The organism is Bittarella massiliensis (ex Durand et al. 2017) (genome assembly GCF_001486165.1).
GTDB lineage: Bacteria > Bacillota > Clostridia > Oscillospirales > Ruminococcaceae > Bittarella > Bittarella massiliensis.
This window is the reverse complement of the sequence record NZ_LN908977.1, coordinates 1,119,520-1,143,020: the sequence shown is the minus strand read 5'-3', so window position 1 is coordinate 1,143,020 and position 23,501 is coordinate 1,119,520. Positions and strand designations below refer to the sequence as shown.

Annotated in this window: 25 protein-coding genes and 1 riboswitch; of the genes, 19 read left to right on the top strand and 6 right to left on the bottom strand. The window is 63.8% G+C overall.

The features are described from left to right. The first annotated feature begins 2 nt into the window (after positions 1-2). The 12 genes from BN3266_RS12285 (at position 3) to BN3266_RS12230 (ending at position 12,127) form a co-directional block, all read left to right on the top strand. Positions 3-1,313, top strand: coding sequence for a redoxin family protein (locus tag BN3266_RS12285; protein WP_059005380.1), 1,311 nt, complete (start codon positions 3-5; stop codon positions 1,311-1,313). A 25-nt stretch (positions 1,314-1,338) separates the two neighbouring features. Beyond that, positions 1,339-1,659, top strand: coding sequence for a thioredoxin (gene trxA, locus BN3266_RS12280; RefSeq protein WP_044992510.1), 321 nt, complete (start codon positions 1,339-1,341; stop codon positions 1,657-1,659). A 151-nt stretch (positions 1,660-1,810) separates the two neighbouring features. Beyond that, positions 1,811-2,989: an AI-2E family transporter gene (locus tag BN3266_RS12275; RefSeq protein ID WP_059005378.1), complete on the top strand. Its 1,179-nt coding sequence runs from the start codon at positions 1,811-1,813 to the stop codon at positions 2,987-2,989. 183 nt (positions 2,990-3,172) lie between these two features. Further along, the gene (cimA, locus tag BN3266_RS12270) at positions 3,173-4,750 is read left to right on the top strand and encodes a citramalate synthase (RefSeq protein ID WP_075109755.1); all 1,578 of its coding nucleotides are present in this window, start codon (positions 3,173-3,175) and stop codon (positions 4,748-4,750) included. Between the two features lie 190 nt (positions 4,751-4,940). After that, positions 4,941-5,816, top strand: coding sequence for a transporter substrate-binding domain-containing protein (locus tag BN3266_RS12265; protein ID WP_059005376.1), 876 nt, complete (start codon positions 4,941-4,943; stop codon positions 5,814-5,816). Positions 5,817-5,958: 142 nt separating this feature from the next. After that, complete coding sequence (locus BN3266_RS12260) at positions 5,959-6,633, top strand: amino acid ABC transporter permease (RefSeq protein ID WP_044992508.1); 675 nt, start codon at positions 5,959-5,961, stop codon at positions 6,631-6,633. Next, positions 6,620-7,342, top strand: coding sequence for an amino acid ABC transporter ATP-binding protein (locus tag BN3266_RS12255; protein WP_059005374.1), 723 nt, complete (start codon positions 6,620-6,622; stop codon positions 7,340-7,342). The genes BN3266_RS12260 and BN3266_RS12255 overlap by 14 nt, the downstream gene beginning before the upstream one ends. A 71-nt stretch (positions 7,343-7,413) precedes the next feature. Then, positions 7,414-7,523: riboswitch (TPP riboswitch) on the top strand. Between the two features lie 74 nt (positions 7,524-7,597). Continuing rightward, positions 7,598-7,906, top strand: a complete 309-nt coding sequence (locus tag BN3266_RS12250) for a thiamine-binding protein (protein ID WP_021659402.1) — start codon at positions 7,598-7,600, stop codon at positions 7,904-7,906. Beyond that, positions 7,875-8,645 (top strand): ABC transporter permease, encoded by a 771-nt coding sequence (locus BN3266_RS12245; protein ID WP_059005371.1) that lies wholly within the window; start codon positions 7,875-7,877, stop codon positions 8,643-8,645. Before BN3266_RS12250 ends, BN3266_RS12245 begins: the two co-directional genes overlap by 32 nt. Before the next feature lie 21 nt (positions 8,646-8,666). After that, the gene (locus BN3266_RS12240) at positions 8,667-9,668 is read left to right on the top strand and encodes an ABC transporter substrate-binding protein (protein ID WP_059005370.1); all 1,002 of its coding nucleotides are present in this window, start codon (positions 8,667-8,669) and stop codon (positions 9,666-9,668) included. An 11-nt stretch (positions 9,669-9,679) separates the two neighbouring features. Further along, positions 9,680-10,435, top strand: coding sequence for an ABC transporter ATP-binding protein (locus tag BN3266_RS12235; protein ID WP_059005368.1), 756 nt, complete (start codon positions 9,680-9,682; stop codon positions 10,433-10,435). Between the two features lie 516 nt (positions 10,436-10,951). Next, complete coding sequence (locus tag BN3266_RS12230) at positions 10,952-12,127, top strand: metal-dependent hydrolase family protein (RefSeq protein ID WP_059005366.1); 1,176 nt, start codon at positions 10,952-10,954, stop codon at positions 12,125-12,127. An 86-nt stretch (positions 12,128-12,213) separates the two neighbouring features. Here the strand turns inward: BN3266_RS12230 and mgtA are convergent, their stop codons facing one another. Next, positions 12,214-14,862, bottom strand: a complete 2,649-nt coding sequence (mgtA, locus tag BN3266_RS12225) for a magnesium-translocating P-type ATPase (RefSeq protein ID WP_059005365.1) — start codon at positions 14,860-14,862, stop codon at positions 12,214-12,216. 549 nt (positions 14,863-15,411) lie between these two features. Here mgtA and BN3266_RS12220 point away from each other — a divergent pair. Together BN3266_RS12220 and BN3266_RS12215 are read left to right on the top strand one after the other, a co-directional pair. After that, positions 15,412-15,720: a helix-turn-helix domain-containing protein gene (locus tag BN3266_RS12220; protein ID WP_059005363.1), complete on the top strand. Its 309-nt coding sequence runs from the start codon at positions 15,412-15,414 to the stop codon at positions 15,718-15,720. Between the two features lie 76 nt (positions 15,721-15,796). Beyond that, entirely contained in the window at positions 15,797-16,543 is a 747-nt protein-coding gene (locus BN3266_RS12215) for a YaaA family protein (protein ID WP_059005361.1), read from the top strand. Between the two features lie 36 nt (positions 16,544-16,579). On the opposite strand, the gene BN3266_RS12210 is transcribed toward BN3266_RS12215, so the two are convergent. After that, complete coding sequence (locus BN3266_RS12210; RefSeq protein ID WP_059005359.1) at positions 16,580-17,950, bottom strand: MATE family efflux transporter; 1,371 nt, start codon at positions 17,948-17,950, stop codon at positions 16,580-16,582. Between the two features lie 395 nt (positions 17,951-18,345). Between BN3266_RS12210 and BN3266_RS12205 the strand changes: the two genes are divergently transcribed. Next, complete coding sequence (locus BN3266_RS12205; RefSeq protein ID WP_021659391.1) at positions 18,346-18,939, top strand: RICIN domain-containing protein; 594 nt, start codon at positions 18,346-18,348, stop codon at positions 18,937-18,939. Between the two features lie 72 nt (positions 18,940-19,011). On the opposite strand, the gene BN3266_RS14125 is transcribed toward BN3266_RS12205, so the two are convergent. Further along, positions 19,012-19,158: a hypothetical protein gene (locus BN3266_RS14125; RefSeq protein ID WP_195891627.1), complete on the bottom strand. Its 147-nt coding sequence runs from the start codon at positions 19,156-19,158 to the stop codon at positions 19,012-19,014. 144 nt (positions 19,159-19,302) lie between these two features. Here BN3266_RS14125 and BN3266_RS12200 point away from each other — a divergent pair, with 144 nt between their 5' ends. After that, positions 19,303-19,881 carry a rubrerythrin family protein gene (locus tag BN3266_RS12200; protein ID WP_059005357.1) on the top strand — a complete coding sequence of 193 codons (579 nt, stop codon included), beginning with the start codon at positions 19,303-19,305 and terminating at the stop codon, positions 19,879-19,881. Positions 19,882-19,947: 66 nt separating this feature from the next. Here BN3266_RS12200 and BN3266_RS12195 read toward each other — a convergent pair whose 3' ends face one another. Beyond that, positions 19,948-20,370 carry an Hsp20/alpha crystallin family protein gene (locus BN3266_RS12195; RefSeq protein WP_044992501.1) on the bottom strand — a complete coding sequence of 141 codons (423 nt, stop codon included), beginning with the start codon at positions 20,368-20,370 and terminating at the stop codon, positions 19,948-19,950. 224 nt (positions 20,371-20,594) lie between these two features. Here BN3266_RS12195 and BN3266_RS12190 point away from each other — a divergent pair, with 224 nt between their 5' ends. Next, the gene (locus BN3266_RS12190; protein ID WP_207644013.1) at positions 20,595-21,050 is read left to right on the top strand and encodes a 3D domain-containing protein; all 456 of its coding nucleotides are present in this window, start codon (positions 20,595-20,597) and stop codon (positions 21,048-21,050) included. Between the two features lie 62 nt (positions 21,051-21,112). Next, positions 21,113-21,460 carry an ASCH domain-containing protein gene (locus tag BN3266_RS12185; protein ID WP_059005352.1) on the top strand — a complete coding sequence of 116 codons (348 nt, stop codon included), beginning with the start codon at positions 21,113-21,115 and terminating at the stop codon, positions 21,458-21,460. Positions 21,461-21,520: 60 nt separating this feature from the next. On the opposite strand, the gene BN3266_RS12180 is transcribed toward BN3266_RS12185, so the two are convergent. After that, on the bottom strand, positions 21,521-21,913 hold the full coding sequence (locus tag BN3266_RS12180; protein ID WP_059005350.1) for a pyridoxamine 5'-phosphate oxidase family protein: 393 nt from the start codon (positions 21,911-21,913) through the stop codon (positions 21,521-21,523). Positions 21,914-21,994: 81 nt separating this feature from the next. After that, positions 21,995-22,207 (bottom strand): hypothetical protein, encoded by a 213-nt coding sequence (locus tag BN3266_RS12175; protein WP_044992523.1) that lies wholly within the window; start codon positions 22,205-22,207, stop codon positions 21,995-21,997. A gap of 335 nt (positions 22,208-22,542) precedes the next feature. Between BN3266_RS12175 and BN3266_RS12170 the strand changes: the two genes are divergently transcribed. Then, entirely contained in the window at positions 22,543-23,442 is a 900-nt protein-coding gene (locus BN3266_RS12170; protein WP_021659381.1) for an EamA family transporter, read from the top strand. Positions 23,443-23,501 lie beyond the last annotated feature (59 nt).

Here is a 23,501-nt window from a genome sequence, read left to right as displayed (position 1 = left end):
CTATGGGCTTGTCCATCGAGACCGGTGTGCCGGTTTTCACCGTATTTTTGCAGGGGCTGTTGAGCTTTTTCTCCCCCTGCGTCCTCCCCCTGGTGCCCCTCTACGTGGGGTACCTGGCGGGGGGGACCAAGTCGCTCGGCCCCGACGGGCAGATCCGCTACAAGCGCAGCACAGTGCTGCTGAACACCCTCTTTTTTGTGCTGGGGGTCAGCTTCGCCTTCTTCCTGCTGGGCTTTGGCTTCACGGCCCTGGGCAAGTTTTTCAGCGGCAACCGGGCGCTTTTCGCCCGCATCGGCGGGCTGATCGTCATCCTCTTCGGCCTCTACCAACTGGGCTTTTTCGGCGGCAAGGGGCTGAGCCGGGAGCACCGCCTCCCCTTTCGGATGGACCGCTTCGCCATGAGCCCCCTGGTGGCCCTGGTGCTGGGTTTCACCTTCAGCTTTGCCTGGACCCCCTGCGTGGGCCCGGCCCTGGCCTCGGTGCTGCTGATGGCCTCCTCGGCCGGCTCCTCCCTGGTGGGCTTTGGGCTGGTGGGGGTCTACACCCTGGGCTTTGTCCTCCCCTTTCTGGGGGTGGGGCTCTTTACCAGCAGCCTGCTGAACTTCTTCAAGCGCCACCAGAAGGGGCTTCGCTACACCGTCAAGGTGGGGGGCGCGCTGATGATCTTGATGGGGGTGATGATGTTCACCGGCTGGATGAACGGCATCACCGGCTATCTCTCGGGCATCGGCGCTGGCGGCACCGAGCAAAACGGGGCCTCCCAGAGCGCCTCCTCCTCCACCGGCGACGCGGGGGAGGGGGGCGCCTCCTCCGGCGGCAGCCAGTCCCAGGGGGGCAGCTCGCAGACCAGCGCCTTCCCCGCTCCCGACTTCACCCTGGTGGACCAAAACGGCAAGACCCACACCCTGTCGGAGTACAGGGGCAAGGTGGTCTTTCTCAACTTCTGGGCCACCTGGTGCGGCCCCTGCCAGCGGGAGATGCCCGACGTGCAGGCCCTCTATGAAAAGTACGGCGAGAACAGCGGCGACGTGGTGGTGCTGGGGGTCGCCAACCCCAAGAGCGCCAAATACCCCCGCAACCAGGACGTCAGCCGGGAGGAGGTCGTCTCCTTCCTGCAGAAAAACGGATACGACTACCCGGTGGTGATGGACGAGACCGGCGCGGTCTTTAACGGATACGGCGTCACCGCCTTCCCCACCACCTATATGATCGACCGGGACGGCAACCTCTTCGGCTATGTGCCGGGGATGCTCACCCGCTCGGTGATGGAACAGATCGTACAGCAGACCCTCGACGGCAGCAGCCGGTCTTGAGGGATGAGAAAGGATGCGTTTGCAAATGGAACCACTGGTGTTGACAGAAGCCAATTTTGAAGCGGAGGTCGAGCGCTACGACGGCCTGGCGGTCATCGATTTTTGGGCCCCCTGGTGCGGCCCCTGCCGGATGTTTTCCCCCATCATCGACGAGATCGCGGCCGACCCGCCCGCCGGGATAAAGGTCTGCAAGGTCAATGTGGATGAGCAGCCCGGCCTGGCGGTGCGCTACCAGGTGATGAGCATCCCCACCCTGCTGCTGGTCAAAGGCGGCCGGGCGGTGGCCACCAGCGTCGGCTTTCAGGACAAAAAGGCGGTTCTCGCCCTCATCGAAAAACACCGCTGAACAGCGCAAAGAGGCGTCCCGCGCCCCCACAGAGGGGAGCGGGGCGCCTCTTTTGTGGTGGAGAAGTCATAAAATATTCAGAAAAAAGGGCGCTGGATGGCGGAGGGATCGTGTATACTGATAAGCAGAGAAGAGAGAGGGGGAAGAGGGGATGGAGCACAGAGAGGCCAGGCGGCTGGTCCGCAAAGCGCTGCCCAACCTGCTCATCGTGTTGGCGGGGGTGCTGCTCTACGCCTTTTTCTCCCACTTTGGGGAGATCTCGCGGGCCGCGGGGGCGGCGCTGGGGCTGCTGGCCCCCTTTTTGGCGGCCTTTGGCATCGCCTATTTGCTGGCCAAGCCCCTCGGGTGGCTTGAGCGGCGCTGGCTCTGCGGCGTCAAGAGCCCCCGCGCCCGCCGCATTGCGGCGGTGGGGATCGTCTACCTGCTCTTTCTGGGGCTGATCGCCGCCCTGGTCGCCCTGCTCATCCCCCAGCTCGTCGCCAGCATCCGCAGTCTCATCGCCCAGAGCGGCAGCCTCATCGACCAGGGGAGCGCCTTTTTGCAGCGGGTGCTGGCCGAATACGGCATCGGCCCGGACCGGATCGCCGGCGTCCTCCAGTCCTGGGAGGGGATCTGGGACAAGGCCATCGCCTTTTTGCAGGCCGCCCTGCCCAGGCTGCTGGGCTGGTCGATGTCGGTGGGGGGCTTTTTGGTCAAGGCCCTGCTGGCGCTGGTGGCCTCGGTCTACCTGCTCTACAACAAAGAGCGGTTTTGCTCCCAGTGCAAGCGGGTCCTCTACGCCCTCTTTTCGCGGCGGCGGGTGGACGGCGCGCTGCGGGTGGGGGCGCTGGCCCACCGCACCTTCGGCGGCTTTCTCACCGGGCAGATCGCCGACTCGCTGCTGGTGGGGGTGCTCTGCTTCATCGGCACCTCCCTGCTCAAAATCCCCTACGCGCCGCTGGTGAGCGTGGTGGTGGGCTGCACCAACGTCATCCCGGTGTTCGGCCCCTTTTTGGGCGGGGTGCCCTCGGGGATCATCATCCTCATCGCCGACCCGGTCAAGTGCCTGTGGTTTGTCCTCTTCATCGTCTGCCTGCAGCAGATCGACGGCAACTTCATCTGCCCCCGCATCCTGGGCCAGTCCATCGGCCTCTCCCCCTTCTGGGTGATGCTGTCCATCGTGGTGGGCGGCGGTCTCTTCGGCCCCCTGGGGATGTTTTTGGCCGTGCCCACCTTCTCGGTGCTCTACACCCTCTTTGGCGAGTTTGTCGGCCGGCGGCTGCGGCGTCGGGGCCTCGCCCCCGCGGGGGAGGGGGGCGAGGCCCTCCCTCTCGAGGAGAGAGCCGAGTGACCGCCCCCGCCGCGCGGGTCGCCCCCTTGCAGAGGGGCGGCCCGCTTTTTTTGCGCCGGTTGACAGGGGGGCGGGCAGCTTGTAAACTAACAGAGAAAGGGGCGCTTGTGGCCGGTGCGGGCCGCGCCGAAAGCGCTTTGACAAAAGGGCCGTGCGGGCCCGAGACAGAAGGGGCGTTTTGCAGTGGAGAGAGAGCGGGTCTGGCTGTTGGATTCCACCATGCGCGACGGCGCGCAGGGGAAAAACATCTCCTTTTCGGTGGAGGACAAGGTGGAGATCTTGCGGGCCTTGGACCGGCAGGGGATCCCCTATATCGAGGCGGGGAACCCCTCCTCCGGGCCCAAGGACCTGCTCTTTTTTGAGCGGGCGCGGCAGGTCCCCCTGGAGCACAGCAAGTTGGTGGCCTTTGGCGCCACCTGCCGCAAATTTCTCGCCCCGCAGGAGGACCGGGGGATCGCCGCCCTCTGCGAGGCGGGGACCCCGGCGGTCTGCATCTTCGGCAAGAGCTGGGACCTCCACGTCAAGGACGTGCTCAAGACCACCCTGGAGGAAAACCTGCGGATGATCGGGGAGACCGTCGCCTACCTGAAGGGGCAGGGGAAAGAGGTCCTCTACGACGCCGAGCACTTCTTCGACGGCTACCGCCAAAATCCCCGCTACGCCATGGAGACCGTCCGCGCCGCCCGGGATGCCGGGGCCGACTGGGTCGTCCTCTGCGACACCAACGGGGCCACCCTCCCCAGCGACGTCCGCCGGGCGACCCAGCAGGTCTGCCGGGAGCTGGGCTGCCCGGTGGGCATCCACTGCCACAACGACATCGGCTGCGCCGTGGCGGCCAGTCTGGCGGCGGTGGAGGGCGGGGCGCGGATGGTGCAGGGCACCTATGTGGGCTTTGGCGAGCGCTGCGGCAACGCCAACCTCTCGACGGTGCTCCCCACCCTGCAACTGAAGATGGGCCACCCCTGCGTGGAGAAGGAGCAGATGGCCCGCCTGACCAAGACCGCCCGCATCATCTCCGACGTGGCCAACCTCACCCTGCCCGACAGCATGCCCTACGTGGGGGGCGGCGCCTTCTCCCACAAGGCGGGGATGCATGTGGACGCCGTGCACAAGAACAGCCGCACCTTTGAGCACATCTCCCCCGACCTGGTGGGAAACAAGCGCCACATCCTCATCAGCGAGGTGGGGGGGAAGGCGGTGCTCTACCACAGCATCCGCAAGGTCGACCCCACCGTGCCCCCCGACGCCCCCGAAATTTCCGAGGTGTTGGAGGACGTGAAGGCCAGGGAGCTGCGGGGCTACCAGTACGAGTCGGCCGAGGCCAGCTTGCAGGTGCTGATCCTCAAGCACCTGGGGATGCACCGCCCCCACTTCAAGTTGGAGCTCTACCGCATCTTCAGCGAACAGGAGGCGGGGGTGTTCAGCACCTCCTCGGCCATCTGCAAGGTGCGGGTGGGGGACCAGTACGAGCTGACCGCCGACGAGGGGCGGGGCCCGGTCAACGCCCTGGACAACGCCGTGCGCAAGGCGGTGACCCGGTTTTACCCCGCCATCGCCCGGGTGCGGCTGACCGACTACAAGGTGCGGGTGGTGGAGCAGAGCGCCAACTCGGCCTCCCGGGTGCGGGTGCTCATCGAGTCCACCGACGGCGAAAACGTCTGGACCACGGTGGGGGTCTCCCACGACATCATCCGCGCCTCCCTGCGCGCCCAGGTGGATTCGCTGGAGTACAAGCTCCTCCGGGACGACGGCATCCTGTGACCCCCATCCGCCCCCCTAAAACTGGAAAAGGTGTACAGAATTTGGGGGATTGTTTGCGCCCTCTGGTGGAATTGCCAAAAACAGAGGGCGCCTCTGTTTTCTTGTTGACTTTAGCGTGCTACTATGCTACTATGATGAAGCAACAAGGCGGAGACGCCGACACGATGAAAACCAATAGGGGGAATCACAGATGAAACAGATGGATCGAGTGAAGCAAATTTTGGGCATCGCCCTGGCGGCGCTGATGGCGCTGGCCACCTTTACCGGCTGCGGCGCAGCGGCGGCCGACGCCTCCTCCAAGGGAGAGGGGCAGGACCTGCTGGCCCAGATCAAAGCCAAAGGCAAGATCGTTGTGGGAATGAACGCGGAATTCGCCCCCTATGAATTCCACGCCATCGTGGACGGCAAGGACACGGTCTCCGGGTTTGACGTCGAGCTGGCAAAGGCCATTGCCAGCGACCTGGGCGTCGAGCTGGAAATCAAGGAGATGGAGTTTGAGGGGCTCATCAGCGCCCTCAACGCCGGGCAGTGCGACGTGCTGATCTCCGGCCTGGCCACCACCGAGAAGCGCCGCCAGCAGGTGGACTTCTCCGACCCCTACTACACCGGCAAAAACCTCCTCTTGATGAACAAGAAAAACACCGCGGGGATGGACAGCGTGGCCGAGTTGGCCGACAACAAGATCGGCATTCAGATGTCCTCCACCCAGCAGGTGTACGCCCAGAACAACTTGGAGCCCCAGGGCACCCAGGTGACCTACATCGGCAGCATGAACACCCTGCTCATGTCCCTCAAGGCCGGGCAGATCGACGGCATCGTCACCGACGACACGGTCTGCCGCACCATGGTCATCTCCAACCCGGACCTGGTCATCAACCAGAGCTGTGAGTTCCCCAGCGAAAATCCCGACGAGGACTCCACCGCCGTGGCCATCCCCAAGGGGGAGAGCAGCTTGACGGCCGAAATCAACAAGACCATCGCCCGCCTGAAAGCCGACGGCCAGATGGAGAAGCTGGTGGACGAGGCCTGTGCCCTGGCGGCGCAGAACGCCGGCAGCGAGGAATAGCACCCCACACCGCAGAGCAAAACGGGCGAGCAAAGCCGCCCGTTTTCCTTTGCCGGGATCCCGGCAGGCCCGGCCGGTGCCAAGCGGGTTAGCGATCGGCCCCCCGCCCCGGCGGGAGGGGGCCAGAGAGGAAGATGTCACCGTGAATTTCAGTTTTTGGAGCGGGTACAAGGCCAGCTATTTTTCCAGCCTCTGGATGACTTTGAAGCTCTCCCTTGTCTCGATCCTCTTTGCCACCCTGCTGGGGGTACTGCTCTATTTTCTCAAGACCTCCCGGCTGGGGTATAAAAAGATTCGCCCCCTGTCCCTCCTCGCATCGGCCTTTATCGAGGTGATGCGCTGCGTGCCCATGCTGCTTTTGATGATCATCGTCTACTCGGGCAGCAAAATCGCCCTGGGCTTCAACTTCACCTCTTTTCAGGCGGCGGTGATCGCCATTGTCATGAACGCCAGCGTCTACATCTGCGAGGTGGTCCGCGCCGGGATCGAGGCGGTGGACCGGGGCCAGATGGAGGCCGCCCGCAGCCTGGGGATGAGCCGCCGCAAGGCCATGTGGCTGGTGGTGATGCCCCAGGCGGTCAAGAACATCCTGCCGGCCATCGGTAACGAGTTCGTGGGGGTCATCAAAAACTCCTCCATGGCCTCGGTCATCGGGGTGGCGGAGCTGCTCTTCACCTCGAAAAACATCTCCGGCGCCACCTTCCTGCCCCTGGAACCCCTGCTGGTGGCCGCCGCCTTCTACTTCGTTTTGACCTTTACCCTGGGGCGGCTGATGCTCTGGGTGGAGAGGAGGTACAAAGTCAGTGATAACCGTTAAAGATCTGTACAAATCCTTCGGCGAAAACGGGGTGCTCAAAGGCATCTCGGAGACGGTGGAAAAGGGCGAGGTGGTGGTGGTCATCGGCCCCTCCGGCTCGGGCAAATCCACCTTCCTGCGCTGCCTCAACCTGCTGGAGCAGCCCACCTCGGGAACCATTGTCTTTGAGGGGCAGGAGATCACCGGCAAGCGCTTTGACGAGGACAAACTGCGGGAGAAGATGGGGATGGTCTTTCAGCAGTTCAACCTCTTCCCCCACAAGACGGTGCTGCAAAACGTGACCATGGCCCCCATCAAGGTCAAGGGCCAGAAACCGGAAGCCGCCCGGAAGCGGGGGCTGGAACTGCTGGAGATGGTGGGCCTTTCGGACAAGGCCGACAGCTACCCGAACTCCCTCTCGGGCGGGCAGAAACAGCGGGTGGCCATCGCCCGCGCCCTGGCCATGGACCCGGACGTGATGCTCTTTGACGAGCCCACCTCGGCCCTGGACCCCGAGATGGTGGGGGAGGTGCTGGCGGTGATGAAGCAGCTGGCCCAGGAGGGGACGACCATGGTGGTGGTCACCCACGAGATGGGCTTTGCCCGGGAGATGGGGGACCGCATCCTCTTCATGGACGACGGGGTCATTGTGGAGCAGGGCAGCCCGGAGGAGCTCTTTGGCAACCCCCAAAACCCCCGCACCGTCGACTTTCTCTCCAAGGTGCTTTGAGCAGGGGCCTTGCAAAAAAGAAATTGACAAACCCCAACCGGTGGGGTATGATGAAGTCGCTATCAAAAACAAATAGTCAAACGGGGGGCTGGCGTAAACCGGCTGAGATTGGGCAGTGACCTGCCCTGACCCGCGAACCTGTACGGATAATGCCGGCGTAGGGATTTGTCAGCAAGGGAACAGACTGCCAAGGCTGTACGGGTGCGCGCCCGTGCAGCCTTTTTTGCGCTGCGATGAGAGAAGGAGGAAGAAAAAATGAGTGAAAAACAACCGGAGTGCAGCATTGCCATCCAGGTCCTGCCCAAGGTGGAGGGCGAAGAGGTCATCCGCGTGGTGGACGAGGTCATCGCCTACCTGAAATCCAGCGGTCTGCCGGTCTTTGTGGGCCCCTTTGAGACCACGGTGGAGGGCCCCTTTGACCAGTTGATGGAGATGGTCAAAGAGTGCCAGAAGATCTGTATCCGCGCCGGCGCGCCGGGGGTCAGCTCCTACGTAAAAATCGCCTACAATCCGAGTGTGGGGGTGTGGTCCATTGACAAAAAGGTCACGAAGCATCACCAGTAAACTCTACCCCTTTGCCCTCATCGCCCTGCTGCTGGCGATCTGGAGCGGCATCTCCTACTTCGGCGTCCTGCCGGGGTATATGCTGCCCTCCCCCTGGGCGGTGGCGCGGGCCTTTGTCAAGGACTTCGGGCTCTTGATGGACCACACCCGCATCTCCCTCTGGGAGTCCTTTCTGGGGCTGTTTTGCAGCACCGCCCTGGCCTTTGTGCTGGCGGTGCTGATGGACCGCTTCCTCTTTTTGCACCGCTCGGTCTACCCGCTGCTGGTGCTCACCCAGACGGTGCCCTCCATCGCCATCGCCCCGCTGCTGGTGCTCTGGTTTGGCTACGGCCTCACCCCCAAGGTGCTGCTGATCGTCATCGTCTGCTTTTTCCCCACGGTCATCGGGCTGCTCTCGGGCTTTGCCGCGGTGGACCGGGACGTGATCCGCCTCTTCACCTCCATGGGGGCCTCCAAGTGGCAGATCCTGTGGCAGGTGAAGATCCCCTCGGCGCTGCCCCACTTCTTCTCGGGCTTTCGCATCGCCGCCTCCTACTCCATTGTGGGCGCGGTGGTGGCCGAGTGGCTGGGGGGCGAAGGGGGCCTGGGGGTCTACATGACCCGGGTGCGCAAGTCCTATGCCTTTGACAAGATGTTCGCCGTCATCTTTTTGGTGAGCATCATCAGCCTGCTGCTGCTCAAGCTGGTGGGCTGGGCGGAGAAGAAGGCAATGCCCTACAACCAAAAACAGAAGTCTTGAAAATCGAGGAGAAAAGAAGAGATGAAGATGAAAAAGTGCTTGGCTGTCCTGCTGGCCCTCACCCTGTGCGCCCTGCCCCTGAGCGGGTGCAAAAAGGATGACTCCGGCGCGGAGAGCGGCCTGACCGACATCACCGTGGTGCTGGACTGGGTGCCCAACACCAACCACACCGGCATGTACGTGGCCCTGGAAAAGGGCTATTACGAGGAGGCGGGGCTCAAGGTGCGCATCCAGCAGCCCCCCGAGGACGGCGCCCTCTCCCTGCTGGCCGGGGGCAAGGCCCAGTTCGCCGTCAGCGTGCAGGAGCAGATCGCCGCCGCCCTCGCCTCGGACAGCCCGCTGCCGGTGACCGCTGTGGCCTCCATCATCGACCACAACACCTCCGGCATCATCTCCCTGAAGGAGACCGGCATCCGCTCTCCCAAAGACCTGGAGGGCAAGCGCTACGCCGCCTGGGACAGCCCCTTTGAAAAGGCCACCCTCACCGACATCATGTCCGCCGACGGGGGGGACTACGACAAGGTGAAGATGATCCCCAACAGCGCCACCGACCTGATCACCGCCCTGAACACCGACATCGACGCCGCCTGGATCTTTTACGCCTGGGACGGGGTCGCCTGCAAGGTCAAGGGGATGGACTTTGACTACATGAACATGAAGGACCTGAACCCCGTCTTTGACGAGTACACCCCTCTCCTGGCCTCCAGCAACGCTTTTTTGCAGGAGCACCCCGACCAGGCCCGGGCCTTTTTGGCCGCCACCGCCAAGGGGTACCAGTACGCCATGGAAAACCCGGAGGACGCCGCCAAGATCCTGGTCAAGCACGCCCCCGAGATCGACGAGGCGATCGCCGTCGAGAGCCAGAAGTGGCTGGCCGACCAGTACCAGGGCGACAAGCCCCACTGGGGCACCTTTGACCCGGAGCGCTGGGGGAACTTCTTCAAGTGGATGGAGGAGAAGGGCCTGGTGGACAGGGACATCAGCACCGAGGGCTTTACCAACGACTACCTGCCCGCCCAGTGAGGGAAAACGCCATGTCTTTTTTTACCGCCGAAAAAATCACCAAGTCCTATGATGGGCGCACCATCATCCGCGACATCGACCTGCGGGTGGAGGAGGGGGAGATCGTCTGCCTGCTGGGGGTCAGCGGGATCGGCAAGACCACCCTCTTCAACGTCCTCTCCGGGCTGGAGCCGGCCGACAGCGGCCGGGTGACCCTGGACGGGGTCGACATCACCGGCCGCACCGGGGTGGTCAGCTACATGCAGCAAAAGGACCTGCTGCTCCCCTTCAAGACGGTGCTGCAAAACGTCTGCGTCCCCCTGCGGCTGCAGGGGGTGGGGCGCAAGGAGGCCCAGGAGCGGGTGCGCCCCTACTTTGCGCAGTTCGGCCTGACAGGGTGCGAAAACCAGTACCCCAACCAGCTCTCGGGGGGGATGCGGCAGCGGGCCGCCTTCCTGCGCGCCTACCTCTTTTCCAGCAAGATGATGCTGCTGGACGAGCCCTTTGGCGCCCTGGACGCCATCACCAAGTCGCAGATCCACAGCTGGTACCTGCAGGTGATGGAGGCCGTTCGCTCCTCCACCCTCTTCATCACCCACGACATCGACGAGGCGATCCTCCTCTCCAACCGCATCTACATCCTCACCGGCGCCCCTGGAGAAATTGGACTGGAGTTGCCGGTGCACTGCAGCGGCAGGCGGAACGCCGACTTTCCCCTCACCGACGAGTTCCGGGAGACCAAGCTGCGCATCCTCCACTTCATCCGCCGGTCGGTGGAGGGGGAGTAAAGGGCCTCCCGTTCGCCTTTCCACATCGACAGCCCGCCCAACAGCCCGCCCGGATGGCGGGCTGTTTTTGGTCGCAATTTTGGCGGCCTCTTTTCGGGGAGGGCCAGGGGACCTTCGCATCGGGCTTCCCGAGAGGGAAGGGCGCAACAGGTGCAACGAGCAAGGCGATTTTGGAGATGAATGGCAAAAAATAGTCGCCCAGCCGACCGATTTGCCGGTGGCGGTGCGGGTCGTCCGGGCCTCAAATTTCGGTGTCCCTTGCAGAACGAAATCCGTGTGATACCCTTTTAGGGCCGATGTATCCCACCCGTTCAACCGGCGGCTTTGATTGCCGGCGCTGCTTCCACTCCTCTTTTGTGGGCTTCCGCCCCGGCGATAGGGAGAGGTCCTCGCGAGGAGTGCCTTTTGCCGGCGGAGAGAAAAGAGAAAATTTTACCGCTTTCCACCTTTAAAATCTGCTGGGATTGGAGTATAATAGGCCCATCGAAAAAGGAAAAAAGAAGGAGGATCTTGCAAGTGAAACAGACCTTTATCACCGGCGGCAACATCGTGGATGTGGAGGCCGGAACGGTTCTCACCGGCAGCAGCATTTTGGTGGAGGACGGGCGCATCAAAGAGGTGGGTGCCTTACAGGCCCCCGAGGGGGCGGAGGTGATCGACCTCAAGGGCGCCACCGTCCTGCCGGGGCTCTTCAACTGCCATACCCACATGAACCTGGCGCCGGTGGCCAACCCCACCTACACCGAGACCGACGCCCAGGTCACCATGTTCTCCCTGGAGCAGCTGAAGATGCACATCCAGTCGGGGGTGACCTTCATCCGCGATGTGGGCGGCATCCACTACATCGACGTGGACATCCGCGACGAGGCCAAGGCCGGCAAGATCCTCGCCCCGGACATGCAGGTCTCGGGCAAGTGCATCTGCATGACCGGCGGGCACGGCTGGTCCATGGGGCGGGAGGCCGACGGCCCCGACGACTGCCGCAAGGCTGCCAGAGAGCAGCTCAAGGCGGGGGCCGACTGGGTCAAGGTGATGGCCACCGGCGGCGTCATGACCAAAGGGGTGGAGCCGGGGTCCCCCCAGCTGGGTGAGGACGAGCTGCGGGCCGCCATTGAGGAGGCCCACAAGGTGGGGGCCAAGACCTGCACCCACGCCCAGGGGATGACCGGCATCAAAAACGCCCTGCGGGCGGGGGTCGACTCCATCGAGCACGGCTTTTTTATGGACGACTGGTGCTTTGACTACATGAAGGAGCACGGCGTCTACTACGTGCCCACCCTGGCGGCGGTGCACTGGATCGTGGTCAAGGGCACCGAGGCGGGCATCCCCGACTACGTGGTGCGCAAGGCCGAAAACGCGGTGGAGGCCCACCTGGACACCTTCCGCCGCGCCCACGAGGCCGGGGTCAAGATCGCCCTGGGCACCGACGCAGGCACCCCCTTCAACAGCCACGCCATGACCGCTTACGAGATGGTGCTGATGGTGAAGGCGGGCATGACCCCCATGGAGGCCATCCGCACCGGCACCATCAACGCCGCCGAGCTCTGCTCGGTGGAGGACAGCTTGGGCAGCATCGCCCCGGGCAAAAAAGCCCACCTGGCGGTCTTTGCCGAGAACCCGGTGGAAAACATCGAGGCCGCCCTCAACTGCGTGATGACCATCAAAAACGGCGAGGTCGTCTACCGGGCGTAAAGCCCCCTTTATAAAGCGCGCCAAAAGGCCTGGAAAACCAGACGGTTTTCCAGGCCTTTTTTGCCCGCCGTGGGAGAAGGGAGGGGTTATAGCCACTCGCCCCAGCGCCTGACATAGAGCCGCTTGACCAGCTGGGAGGCCACGCAGTAGCCGCCCAGCAGCAGGGCCAGACAGGGGAGGAAGGCCAGGGGCAGGGGGCGCAGGTCGATGGCTGCAGCCGCCGGCCCAAAGCCCAGAAAGAGGGCCACGGCCCCCACCACCCCGGTGGAGAGGGCCAGGGGCAGGGCGGCCCTGCTCTGCACAAAGGGGATGCGGGCGGTGCGGATCATGTGCACCACCGCGATCTGCGACAGGGTGCCGAAGACAAAGCAGCCGCACTGAAAGAGGGGGGCCAGCCCCGCTGTATTCGCCCCCAGCCAGAACCAGAGCAGCAGGTAGAGGGCGATGTCGAACAGCGAGCTGAGGGGCCCCATGATCAGCATGAAGCGCTGGATGGTGCCGGTCTCCCAGCGGCGGGGGGAGCGGAGGTAGGAGGCGTCCACCCGGTCGAAGGGGATGCCCAATTGGGCGAAGTCGCAGAGGAGGTTTTGGATGAGGATGTGCACCGGCAGCAGGGGGAGGAAGGGGAGAAAGAGGCTGGCCACCATCACCGAAATCATGTTGCCGAAGTTGCCGCTGGCGGCCATCTTGATGTATTTGACGATGTTGCCGAAGGTGCGACGCCCCTCCAGCACCCCCTCCTCCAAGACCATCAGGTCCTTTTTCAGCAGGATGATGTCGGCGGTCTCCTTGGCGATGTCCACGGCGCTGTCCACCGAGATGCCCACGTCGGCCTGGCGCATGGCCGGGGCGTCGTTGATGCCGTCGCCCATGTAGCCCACTGTGTGCCCGGCGCGCTGAAAGGCCTCCACCACCCGGCTTTTTTGCAGGGGGGAGAGCTTGGAGAAGAGCTGGCAGCGCTGCACGGCCTCGCCCAGGGCGCTGTCGTCCATCTCCTCCACCTGGGCGCCGGTGAGCCGGTGGCCGGTGTCGATGCCCACCTTGCCGCAGACCTTGACGGCCACCCCCTCGCTGTCCCCGGTGAGGACCACCGTGCGCACCCCGTGTTGGCGCAGGGCGGCGACGGCGGCCTTACTGCTCTCCTTGGGCGGGTCGAGAAAACCGATGAAGCCCAGCAGCACCATCTCCCGCTCGTCGGCCACCGAGAAGTTTTCGGCCGCCGGGAGCTCGTTTTTCTGGGCGACGGCGATCATCCGCAGCCCCTCAGCGCTGTGGGCGGCGCAGACGGCGAGGGCCGCCTGCCGCACGTCGGGGGTCAGGGGCAAAATGGCCCCGTCCAGCTCGGCGAAGGCGCAGATCGAGAGCACCTCCTCCACCGCCCCCTTGGTGATGAGCTGCCGCTTGCCGCTGCCGTCGGACAGCACCACGCTCATCCGCCGGCGGCTGAAGTCAAAGGGGATCTCGTCCACCCGGGTGTAGCCCTCCAGCAGCGGGGGGAGGCCGTTTTCCCCGGCGCGGCCGATGATGGCCAGGTCGATGAGGTTTTTGAGCCCGGTCTGAAAGGCGCTGTTGAGGTAGGCGTGGCGGAGGATGCGCAGGTCGTCCCCGCCCCGCACGTCCATGTACTTTTCCAGCACGATCCGGTCCTCGGTGAGGGTGCCGGTCTTGTCGGTGCAGAGCACATCCATCTCGCCGAAGGTCTGGATCGAGCTGAGGGTCTTGACGATGGTCTGGTGTTTGGACATGGCCACCGCCCCCTTGGCCAGGGTGGAGGTCATGATCATGGGCAGCATTTCGGGGGTGAGGCCCACGGCGATGGTGACGGCGAAGAGGAGGGCGCTGCCCCAATCCCCCTTGGTGAAGCCGTTGACCAGAAAGATGACCGGCACCATCGCCAACATGAAGCGGATGAGCAGCCGGCTGACCCCGTCCACCCCCCGCTCAAAGCTGTTCTTGGCCCGGTCGCCCGACAGGCTCTGGGCCATGGAGCCGAAGTAGGTGTCGTTCCCGGTGGCCACCACCAGGGCGGTGGCGCTGCCGCTGATCATGTTGGAGCCCATAAAGCCCAGGTCCCCCAGGTCGGTGAGGGCCCCCTCTTCGCCCCCGGGCAGCTGGGCGAACTTCTCCACCGGGGCCGATTCCCCGGTGAGGGCCGCCTGGGAGAGAAAGGCGTCCTTGGCGGCGAGAAAGCGGACGTCCCCGGGGATGATGTCCCCCGCCGAGAGGCGGACCACGTCCCCCGGCACCACCTGGTCGATGGGGATGGAGCGGGTCTCGCCCTCCCGCACCACATCGACCTGGTTGGAGATCATCGACTGCAGGGCGGCTGCGGCCTTGCCCGAGCGCTCGCCCTGCACAAAGGAGACCAGGCCCGACAGCCCCACCAGAGCCAGCACGATGACGACGGTGGTGACGTCGCCGCTCTGGGAGAGGAGCACGTCGGTGACAAAGGTGATGGCCGCCACCAGCAGCAAAACCAGGTTAAAGGGGTTGACAAAGGCTTGCCCCAGCCGGTAGAGAAGGCCGTGGCGCGCCTCGCTGCGAATGCGGTTGGGGCCGCACTCCTCCAACCTCTCGGCGGCGGCAGCGGCCGAGAGGCCGCGAGGGCTGCTGCCCTGCAATTGCAGGGCCTCCTCCCCGGTGCAACGGGCGTAAGGGCGCAGCAGCTCCTCGCTGGCCCGGCGTTTTTGAATGGCGCGGTTGGAACCGGCTCCGCTGTGTCTTTGCAGAAACATCTTGCATCATCCTCTCCATTCCAGTGTTGCCAAAAATGCAGAGCTGGATGAACAGGACCGAACGAAACTGTCTTTTTTTTCGCCGTCTGGGCGACGGACTGCGCGCCCCCTACCGAAAGCGGGAGGGGAGAGGCCGCGCAGCGGCGCACAGGGCGATTTGCCCCGGAGGGCAGTCGGGTCCGGCCGATCTGTCCCTCCACCTTCGAACACGCATCCTCTCTCACCTCCCGATGTGCACAGTGTATGGGGGCGCCTGTCTCTGCGCCCCCGTTTGGCCCTCCCATTATACGGCTGCCAGGGGATGGGAACAAGGGCCAATTGCCACGAAGATGGGGGTGTGCCCGGGCGGAATTTTGGGCATTTGGGGCAGGAAAGCGCCCCCTGCCTTGGGGCAGGAGCGGGAAAAAAGACGGTTGACAACCGCTGTCGGAAAGGGTAAACCAAAAACAAAGTTATACAATACTAACCGCTGGGCGCGGCGCGCTGCAAAGGGGAGAGGGGATGGCCGCAAAGACCCGGGCAAAGGGGCTGTGAGGGGCGCAGCCGACGGTGGTAGGGCTGCGCTACCTGCTCATTTTGAAAGCGGGCGGGCGGCTGCGCTCGGCCGACCTGGCGCGGCGGCTGGGGGTCGCCCAGGCCAGCGTTGACCGGATGCTGCAGGCCCTGGCGGCAGACGATTTGGTGGCCCAGCGGGAGGGGCGGCCTTGCTTGCCCCCCGCCGGAGAGCAGGCGGCCCAGGCGCTGGCGGCGCGCTACCGCCAGGTGAGGGAGTGTCTCTCTCCCCTTCTCGACCTCCCGCTCCAGGCGGTGGAAGGTGGGGCCCTCGCCGCGTTGGCCCTCGAGCTGAACAGCCGCTGAAGCCCGTCTTTTGACTGGCATGCGCCGCCGACCTGTGGTACACTGAAAGAAAATTGGAAGAGAGGAGGGGAGAGCGATGCGGGCCTTTTTGTCCCCCGCCAAGCAGATGCGCCCCTACACCCGCCCCGACGCGGTCCTGCGCGCCCCCCGCTTTGCCGCCGACGCCGCGCGGCTGGCGGGACAGTTGCGGGAGCTGGCCCCCTGGCAGTTGGAGAGTTTGATGAAAATCAGCCCCAAGCTAGGACTGCAGGCCTTTTCCCTCTACCAGGAGTTTGGGGTGGAGCGGCCCCTGGCCCCCGCCCTCTACGCCTATGTGGGGCTGCAGTACAAGTGCATGGCCCCCGAGGACTTTACAGGAGAGGAGCTGGCCTTTGCCGACACCTGCCTGCGCATCGGCAGCGGCCTCTACGGCCTGCTGGCCCCCTGCGACGGGGTGGCCCCCTATCGGCTGGAGATGGGCTGCAAGCTGGCGGTGGGGGAGAGCCGCGACCTTTACGCCCACTGGGGCGACCGGCTGGCGAAGGCCCTCTTTGAGGGGGGCGGGCCGGTGCTCAACCTGGCGTCGGGGGAGTATGCCCGCGCCATTGTCCCCCACCTGGGCGGCGGGGAGGAGTGGATCACCTGCCGGTTTTTGGTGCGCCGGGGGCGGGAGCTCAAGTGCCTCCCCACCGAGGCGAAGATGGCCCGGGGGCGGATGGCGCGCTACCTGGTCAAGCAGCGGGTGACAGACCCGCGCGCCGTCCGGGATTTCTGCGAGGACGGCTACCAGTTCTTGCCCCGGCTGTCGGGGGAGCGGACCTACACCTTTGCCAAGGGGCTGTAAAAAAGGACTGGACCCATGCGGGTCCAGTCCTTTTTTTCATTTCTCGTCGGCCGTCCCCTCGCCGGAGGAGGTCTCCTCCCGGGGGAGGAGACGGCGCAGGGTGGCCAGATAGGTGGGGACGATCAGGGCGCAGGAGCCCAGCCAGGCCAGGGGGGAGGCCAGGCAGACGCCGGCATAGCCGATGAACCGGGCCAGCACCAGGGCGGCGGCCACCCGCATCACCAGCTCAAAGACGCCGGCCACCATGGGGACCATGGCACGCCCCATCCCCTGGATGGTGTTGCGGTAGACAAAGACGCAGCCCAGCAAAAAGTAGAAGACGGAGACCAAGTTGAGATAGGTCTGGGCCTGGGTGAAGACGGCGGGGTCGGCCTCCCCCACAAACAGCCGCACCAGCGGGTGCCCCAGGCCGATGACCAGCCCCGCCCCCGCCAGGGAGAACGCCAGGGAGAGAAGGGTGGACTTGCGCACCCCCTCCCGGATGCGGCGGTACTTTCCGGCGCCGTAGTTCTGGGCGGAAAAGGTGGCGATGGCCACCCCGATGGAGGCCAGGGGCTGGGTGGCCAGCTGGTCGATCTTCGAGGCGGCGGTGAAGGCCGCCACCGTGGTGGAGCCAAAGCCGTTGAGCACCCCCTGCACCACGATGCTGCCCACGGCGATGATGCAAAACTGAAAGGCCATGGGGGTGGCGATGCGCAGGTGCTCCCAGGCAAAGCGGCCGCGCCAGGCCCAGTCCTCCCGGTGCAGCCGCAGGATGGCAAAGCGCCGGAAGATGTAGAGCAGGCAGAGCAGCCCGGAGAGGACCTGGGCGATGACGGTGGCCCAGGCGGCCCCGGCCACCCCCATGCCGAAGTTGACGATGAAGACGATGTCCAGCACCACGTTGCAGACCGAGGCGATGATGAGGAAGAGCAGCGGGGTGCGGCTGTCCCCCAGGGCCCGGATGACGCTGGAGAGGAGGTTGAAGAAGAGGGAGGCGAAGATGCCGATGAAGATGACCGACAGGTAGCGGTAGGCGTCGTCGATGATGTCGGCGGGGGTGTTCATCCCCTCCAGCAGGGGGCGGGCGGCCAGCAGGCTGACGGCGGTGAGCAGCAGGGTGAACCCGGCGCTGAGGAGGATGGAGGTGGTGAAGGAGCGGCGGACCCCCGCGGCGTCCTGCGCGCCGAAGCGCTGGGCGGTGATGACCGCCAGCCCCCCGGCCAGGCCCTGGGCAAACCCCAGCACCAAGAACATGATGGAGCCGGTGGCCCCCACCGCAGCCAGTGCGTTCACCCCCAGGGTGCGCCCCACGATGATGGTGTCGGCCATGTTGTAAAACTGTTGAAACAAGTTTCCGATGAGGAGGGGAAAAGAGAAGGTGAGCAGCAGGCGGATGGGGCTGCCCTGGGTCATGTCGCGGGTCACGGCGATCGTCCTTTCTTGACGGTTCGGGAGAACCGGTTTTTGACAACTCTTCTATGGTATTCCTTTTTGGCGCCAGGTCAAGACGGCATAGGGATTTTGGGAAAAACTGTGCATCTGTCCAATTGCGGGGGGACAGGTACAGAGTTTTTGGCAAAGAGGTGGAGAAAGCCAGCCCCTATCGACGGGCTTCGCCCCCCTTTGCGCCCGAAAAACTGGGGGCAAAGGGGGAAAAAACCGCTTTACAAAGCGAAAAATTTGCCTTTTTTTCAAAAAATGGTATACTGAGTACACGATATCACCGGCAGTCTTGCCTTTATACATAGTATTGTTTTGTCGACGATTCCTGCCGCCGGTTTATAAATGAGACGACTATTTGGAGAGAAGGAGCCAACACCATGCCTGCAAAAGAGACAAGCTTAAAACTGACCGCCACCAAGGTCTACACCATTTCCGCCAAAGACAGCACCAAAGTGATCGAGGCCGCCGGCGAGGGCCGCGAGGCCATCTACCTGGCCGAGGCGGGCGCCGCCAAGGAGCAGCAGTGGCAGTTTAAAAAAGAGGGGCGCTTTTACAAGATCCTCAACAAGGGCACCGGCAAGTGCCTGGACGTGGAGATGGGCGGCACCGACAACGGCACCCGCCTGCACCAGTGGGAGTTCGCCGGCGGCGACAACCAGCTCTGGTTTTTAGAGGAGATCGGCGAGAACCTGGTGCGCATCAAATCCAAGCAGACCGGCAAGTGCCTCGACATCGTCGATATGGCCAAGTGCGACGGCGCCCAGCTGCAGATCTGGGACGACGTGGCCGGCGACAACCAGGCCTGGCTGATCACCGACGTGACCCCGGCCAAAAAGACGGTGACCCGCACCTCCAAGACCGCTTCCAAGACGGCCGCCAAAAAGCCCGCAGCCAAGAAGGCGCCGGCCAAGAAACCGGCTGCCAAGAAGCCCGCCGCCAAAAAGGCGGCCCCCAAAACCGAAGAGAAGTAGCACTTTTCACACCGCGACAAAAGGCGGGGAGGCCCATTGGGCCTCCCCGCCTTTTTTGTGCAGTGGACGCGCCTAGCGGTCCATCAGCTTCTCTGCGTACTGGCGCAACTCCTCCTGCGAGGAAAACTCGACCCCCGTCTGCTTGATGGTCTCCTGGACCAGTTTGGGCAGCCCGGCAAAGTAGCTGTCCTCGCTCAGGTGTGCGGTAAACTCGTTCATCTCCAAATCCTCCTTGTCAAATGGCGCTGTACTGCTAGTCTGCGCCGGCAGCCGTCGGGTTATTCCGGCGGCTTTTCTCTTTGTGCATACCCCCTGCAAAAAATTGCCATACTCAAGGCAGCAAAACGAGAGGGGGCTTCTTTTTTGAAGCTGCAAGACAGCAAGACAAAAGAACATTTGATGCGCGCCTTTGCCGGCGAGTGCCAGGCCCGCACCCGCTATCTGCTGGCGGCGGACGGGGCCGAGAGGGAGGGCTGCCTGACCGTCTGCCGGGTCTTTCGCCAGACGGCAAAAGAGGAGGAGGCCCACGCCCGCGCCTTTTACCGGCTGCTGGCCCCGTTGGCGGGCAGCCAGATCGAGTTCACCGCCGCCTATCCGGTGCACAGCGGCGACCTGGGCGCCTCCCTGCGGGACGCGCAGGAGGACGAGTACCGGGAGTGGGAGCTCTACGCCGCCCTCTCCCAGATTGCCCGGGACGAGGGCTTTTTGCAGGCGGCGGCCCTCTTTCTGGAGGTCTCCTCGGTGGAGAAGACCCACGGAGACCGCTTTGGGCAGCTGGCGGCCCAGGTCGAGGGAGGGACCCTCCTGCGGGCACGGGAGGCGCGCGGCTGGCGCTGCCGGCGCTGCGGCTTCCCCGCCTACGACTGCGCCCCGCCTCAAAATTGCCCCCTCTGCGGCGGCGGGCAGGGGGGATTTGCGCGCTCCGGCGGGGGAGAGGGCTGACTTGGCGACTTAGAAGAGGGAGAAAAAAGGGGCCGCGCCCAGCGGCGCGGCCCCTTTGCGGGTGTATTAGCGGATCTCGATTTGGTGGGACGGGGGAGTGATGGTGGGCTCTTTGGGCAGGGTGACGGTCAGCACCCCGCTCTTGTACTCGGCGTCGATGCCGTCGGCCTGGATGCCGGCGACGCTGAAACTCCTGGTGTAGGAGCCGCTTCTGCGCTCCCGCCGCAGGTAGTTGCCGTGGCGGTCCTCCTTGGACTCGTCGTGCTGGGCGGTGATGGTCAGGGTGTCGCCCTTGAGGTCCACCTTGATGTCCTTTTTCTCAAACCCCGGCAGGTCGGCTTTCAAAACGTATTTGTCCGGCTTTTCGATGATGTCGGTGCGAAACTGGGAAAAGTCGCTGCCGAAATCGCCAAACAGCTGTTTTTCCAATTTGTCCAGCTCGTGGAACGGGTTGTTGCGGATGGTCCCAAAAGGCATGAGTTCAAACATTGTCGATTCCTCCATTTCTCATTCTCTGCTGTGAACGGTTTTTCGGACTCCATTTGCGGGGTCACATTCGGTTGTGTCCCATTGGAAATCCCCTCTTTCTCTTCCTTACAACTGCAGTATACTGCGCATTTGTGACAAATCAAGGGATGAAATATGAACAATTTTAAAATGATTGGCAATCAAATGTATAGAGTGCTAAAACTTGAAAAAGGGGTGCGCGCACTGTGAAACGACGGTTTGTGGCCCTGCTGTTCTGCGCCTTCTCCCCCTTCCTCCTCACCGGCGGCAGCGGGGCGGGGGGCGCGCTGACCGCCCGCCCCTGCGCGGCCGTCTCCGCCCATTTCCCCGCGATGGAAGAGGGGGGCCTCACCGCCCCCTTTGCGGCGGAGGAGCTGGGGGAATTCACCCTCTGTGCCTACTGTACCGAGCGCTATGCGCACATCTGCGGCGGCTCGGACACCACCCGCAGCGGCGACCCGGTCTGCGCGGGGGTGACGGTGGCGGTGGACCCCGAAGTCATCCCCCTGGGCTCCACCCTCTACATTGAGGGGATCGGCTTTCGCAAGGCGCAGGACACCGGCAGCGCCATCCGCGGCCAGACCATCGACCTGGCGGTGGGCCGGCACAGCGACGCCCTCTCGTTCGGGGTGCAGCACCGCCGGGTCTGGCTGGTGCAGTGACCCCTTTTCAAAGCCTGCCGGTTGTGGTATGCTTTGAAAAAAAGAGAAGAGGGGGACGCGCGATGCGCCGCCAACTGGACATCAACCCCAAGGCGTTTGGGAATATTTTAAACGGCTCAAAGGAGTTTGAGCTGCGGCTGTACGACCGGGAGACCTGGGATCTGCAGCTGGGGGACGAGATCGTATTCACCGACTTTGCCGACCGCAGCCGCCGGCTGGTGGTGCGGGTGGAGGGGCTGCTGCGCTACCCCACCTTTCGCGCCCTCTTTTCCGACCTGGAATACGGCCGCTGCGGCCCGGCGGACAGCTTGGAGAAGAAGATGGCGGGCATCTACCAGTACTACACCCCCGCGCAGGAAGAGGCGGCCGGGGTGGTGGCCATCAAGATGCGGCTGCTGGAGCGGCTGTAAGGGCAAACAAAAAAAGCAGAGGCGCCCGCTGGGGGCGGCTCTGCTTTTTTCTGTGAACGTTTACAGCAGTTTGGTGGGCTCCCCCTCCTCGGGGTAGAGCAGGGCGGTCAGCCCGTCCAGATAAAAGACCACGTACTCGGGGTTTTCGGGGGTGCCGTAGATGGCGTCCAGGGCGGGGTCGGCGGCAAACATGGCCTCTTTGGCGGCCTTGTCGTCTACAAAGACGGCCTTTCCGCACAGGCGCAGCCACTCCTCCCCCTTGAGGGCGCAGATCTCGCATTTGGGATTGGCCGCCAACTGGCGGTACACGGCTTTGGTGTTCTCGGTGCAGAAAAACAGCTTTCCCTCAAACTCCATCACCGAGCCGAAGGGCCGCACCCGGGGCTGGCCGCCGTCGTCGGTGGCCAGGAAGAAAGCGCCGGCATCTTGCAGAAAAGAGATGATTTCACGCATAGAAAGACCTCCCAAATTTTGTGTTGGCAATCTCTGCCACACCCCTATGGTACACGGTTTGGGCGGTTTTGGCAAGGGCCCTTAAAAGCCGGTTTTTCCCTCGGCGATCTGCTGGACAAAGGCGGCCATCTCCTGCTTGGAGCCAATTTGGTGGGTGTGCTCGACGATTTGGCGCTTGGCCGCCTCCGGCAGGGAGCCAAAGCGCTCCATGGCGGGGAAGTTGCGGGCCAGGGCCATCCCCAGCCCCTCGGGCAATTCGGCGAGGGGGTCGGTGTTTCTCTTGATTTCAGACATCTGCATAACGCCTCCTTTTGATTTAGGGGGAGTATGGGCCCCAAACAGCCTTTTTATGCCCCTGGCTTGACGGGGCGCGCCCCGCCGTGATACAATAAACCGCTTTGCGTGATTGCAAAAGACCAGGCGGGCCCGCGGGCCGCGCAGAAAGGACAATGCACTGTGAAACCCGTTTCGTTTTGCCCCCACGTGGGCTGCTGGGACAGCATTGCCCACCGCTTTCCCCGCAGGCCGCCCCCGCAGGGAGCCGCCGCGCTGCGGTGAGCGACCGCCCCTTTCGCAGCGACCGGCCGTTTCCCCCGGCGGCAAATTGTGCAAAAGGATGATTGGATACAATGACCTGGTTTTGGTTTTCTATGTTGGCGCTGCTCGGGTGGAGCGGCTCCGACCTCTTCAGCAAAATGGGCTCCAAGCCCTCTGACAAGTACAGCCACTGGAAGATGGTGATGGCCGTGGGGCTGGTGATGGGCACCCACGCCATCTACCTCCTCGTCACCGGCACCCCCTTTTCGCCGCGGGACATCATCACCTACCTGCCCGCCAGCTTCCTCTACATTCTGGCCATGATCTTCGGCTATGTGGGGCTGCGCTACATCGAGCTGTCCATCTCCAGCCCCATCTGCAACTCCTCCGGGGCGGTGGCGGCCCTCCTCTGCTTTGTCTTTCTAAAGCAGACCATGAACGGCATCCAGTTCTTCGCCGTCTTTCTCATCTGCCTGGCGGTCTTCCTCTTGAGCCTGCTCGAAAAGCGGCGGGACGACCAGCTGCGGCGGGAGGCGGCCCTTTCGCCGGACAAAAAGTACACCCGCAGCATCATCGCCGTCCTCTTCCCCATCCTCTACTGCGTCATCGACGGCCTGGGCACCTTTGCCGACGCCCTGCTGCTGGACACCGTGATCGCCGAGGAGCAGGCCAACATGGCCTATGAGTTCACCTTCCTCTTCCTGGCCATCTGCGCCTTTGTCTATGTGGTGCTCATCAAAAAGCAGAAGCTGGTGGTCTGGGACGAAAAGCCCAAGATGGCCGCCGCCCTCTGCGAGACGGTGGGGCAGTATTTCTACGTCTTTGCCATCGGCGCCAACCCCATCATCGCCGCGCCGGTCATCAGCAGCTACTGCCTGCTCAGCGTGGTCTGGAGCCGGCTCTTCCTCAAGGAAAAACTCACGGCCAAACACTATGCCCTCATCGCCATGGCGGGGGTGGGGATGGCGATCCTCGGCTTCTTCGACGCCTGATTGCCTGCACATGCCTCCAGTCCCCTCAAAATGGCGGCACAGCGAATCAAAAGCCCCCG

Bases quoted from the DNA above. Each gene is read 5' to 3' on its own strand.
- BN3266_RS12205 (WP_021659391.1), top strand. From the start codon at position 18,346: ATGCCTGCAAAAGAGACAAGCTTAAAACTGACCGCCACCAAGGTCTAC.
- BN3266_RS12250 (WP_021659402.1), top strand. From the start codon at position 7,598: ATGAGTGAAAAACAACCGGAGTGCAGCATTGCCATCCAGGTCCTGCCC.
- BN3266_RS12180 (WP_059005350.1), bottom strand. From the start codon at position 21,913: ATGCGTGAAATCATCTCTTTTCTGCAAGATGCCGGCGCTTTCTTCCTG.
- BN3266_RS12240 (WP_059005370.1), top strand. From the start codon at position 8,667: ATGAAGATGAAAAAGTGCTTGGCTGTCCTGCTGGCCCTCACCCTGTGC.
- BN3266_RS12275 (WP_059005378.1), top strand. From the start codon at position 1,811: ATGGAGCACAGAGAGGCCAGGCGGCTGGTCCGCAAAGCGCTGCCCAAC.
- trxA (WP_044992510.1), top strand. From the start codon at position 1,339: ATGGAACCACTGGTGTTGACAGAAGCCAATTTTGAAGCGGAGGTCGAG.
- BN3266_RS12285 (WP_059005380.1), top strand. From the start codon at position 3: ATGGGCTTGTCCATCGAGACCGGTGTGCCGGTTTTCACCGTATTTTTG.
- BN3266_RS12235 (WP_059005368.1), top strand. From the start codon at position 9,680: ATGTCTTTTTTTACCGCCGAAAAAATCACCAAGTCCTATGATGGGCGC.
- BN3266_RS14125 (WP_195891627.1), bottom strand. From the start codon at position 19,158: ATGAACGAGTTTACCGCACACCTGAGCGAGGACAGCTACTTTGCCGGG.
- BN3266_RS12185 (WP_059005352.1), top strand. From the start codon at position 21,113: ATGCGCCGCCAACTGGACATCAACCCCAAGGCGTTTGGGAATATTTTA.
- mgtA (WP_059005365.1), bottom strand. From the start codon at position 14,862: ATGTTTCTGCAAAGACACAGCGGAGCCGGTTCCAACCGCGCCATTCAA.
- BN3266_RS12175 (WP_044992523.1), bottom strand. From the start codon at position 22,207: ATGTCTGAAATCAAGAGAAACACCGACCCCCTCGCCGAATTGCCCGAG.
- BN3266_RS12215 (WP_059005361.1), top strand. From the start codon at position 15,797: ATGCGGGCCTTTTTGTCCCCCGCCAAGCAGATGCGCCCCTACACCCGC.
- BN3266_RS12170 (WP_021659381.1), top strand. From the start codon at position 22,543: ATGACCTGGTTTTGGTTTTCTATGTTGGCGCTGCTCGGGTGGAGCGGC.
- BN3266_RS12265 (WP_059005376.1), top strand. From the start codon at position 4,941: ATGAAACAGATGGATCGAGTGAAGCAAATTTTGGGCATCGCCCTGGCG.
- BN3266_RS12195 (WP_044992501.1), bottom strand. From the start codon at position 20,370: ATGTTTGAACTCATGCCTTTTGGGACCATCCGCAACAACCCGTTCCAC.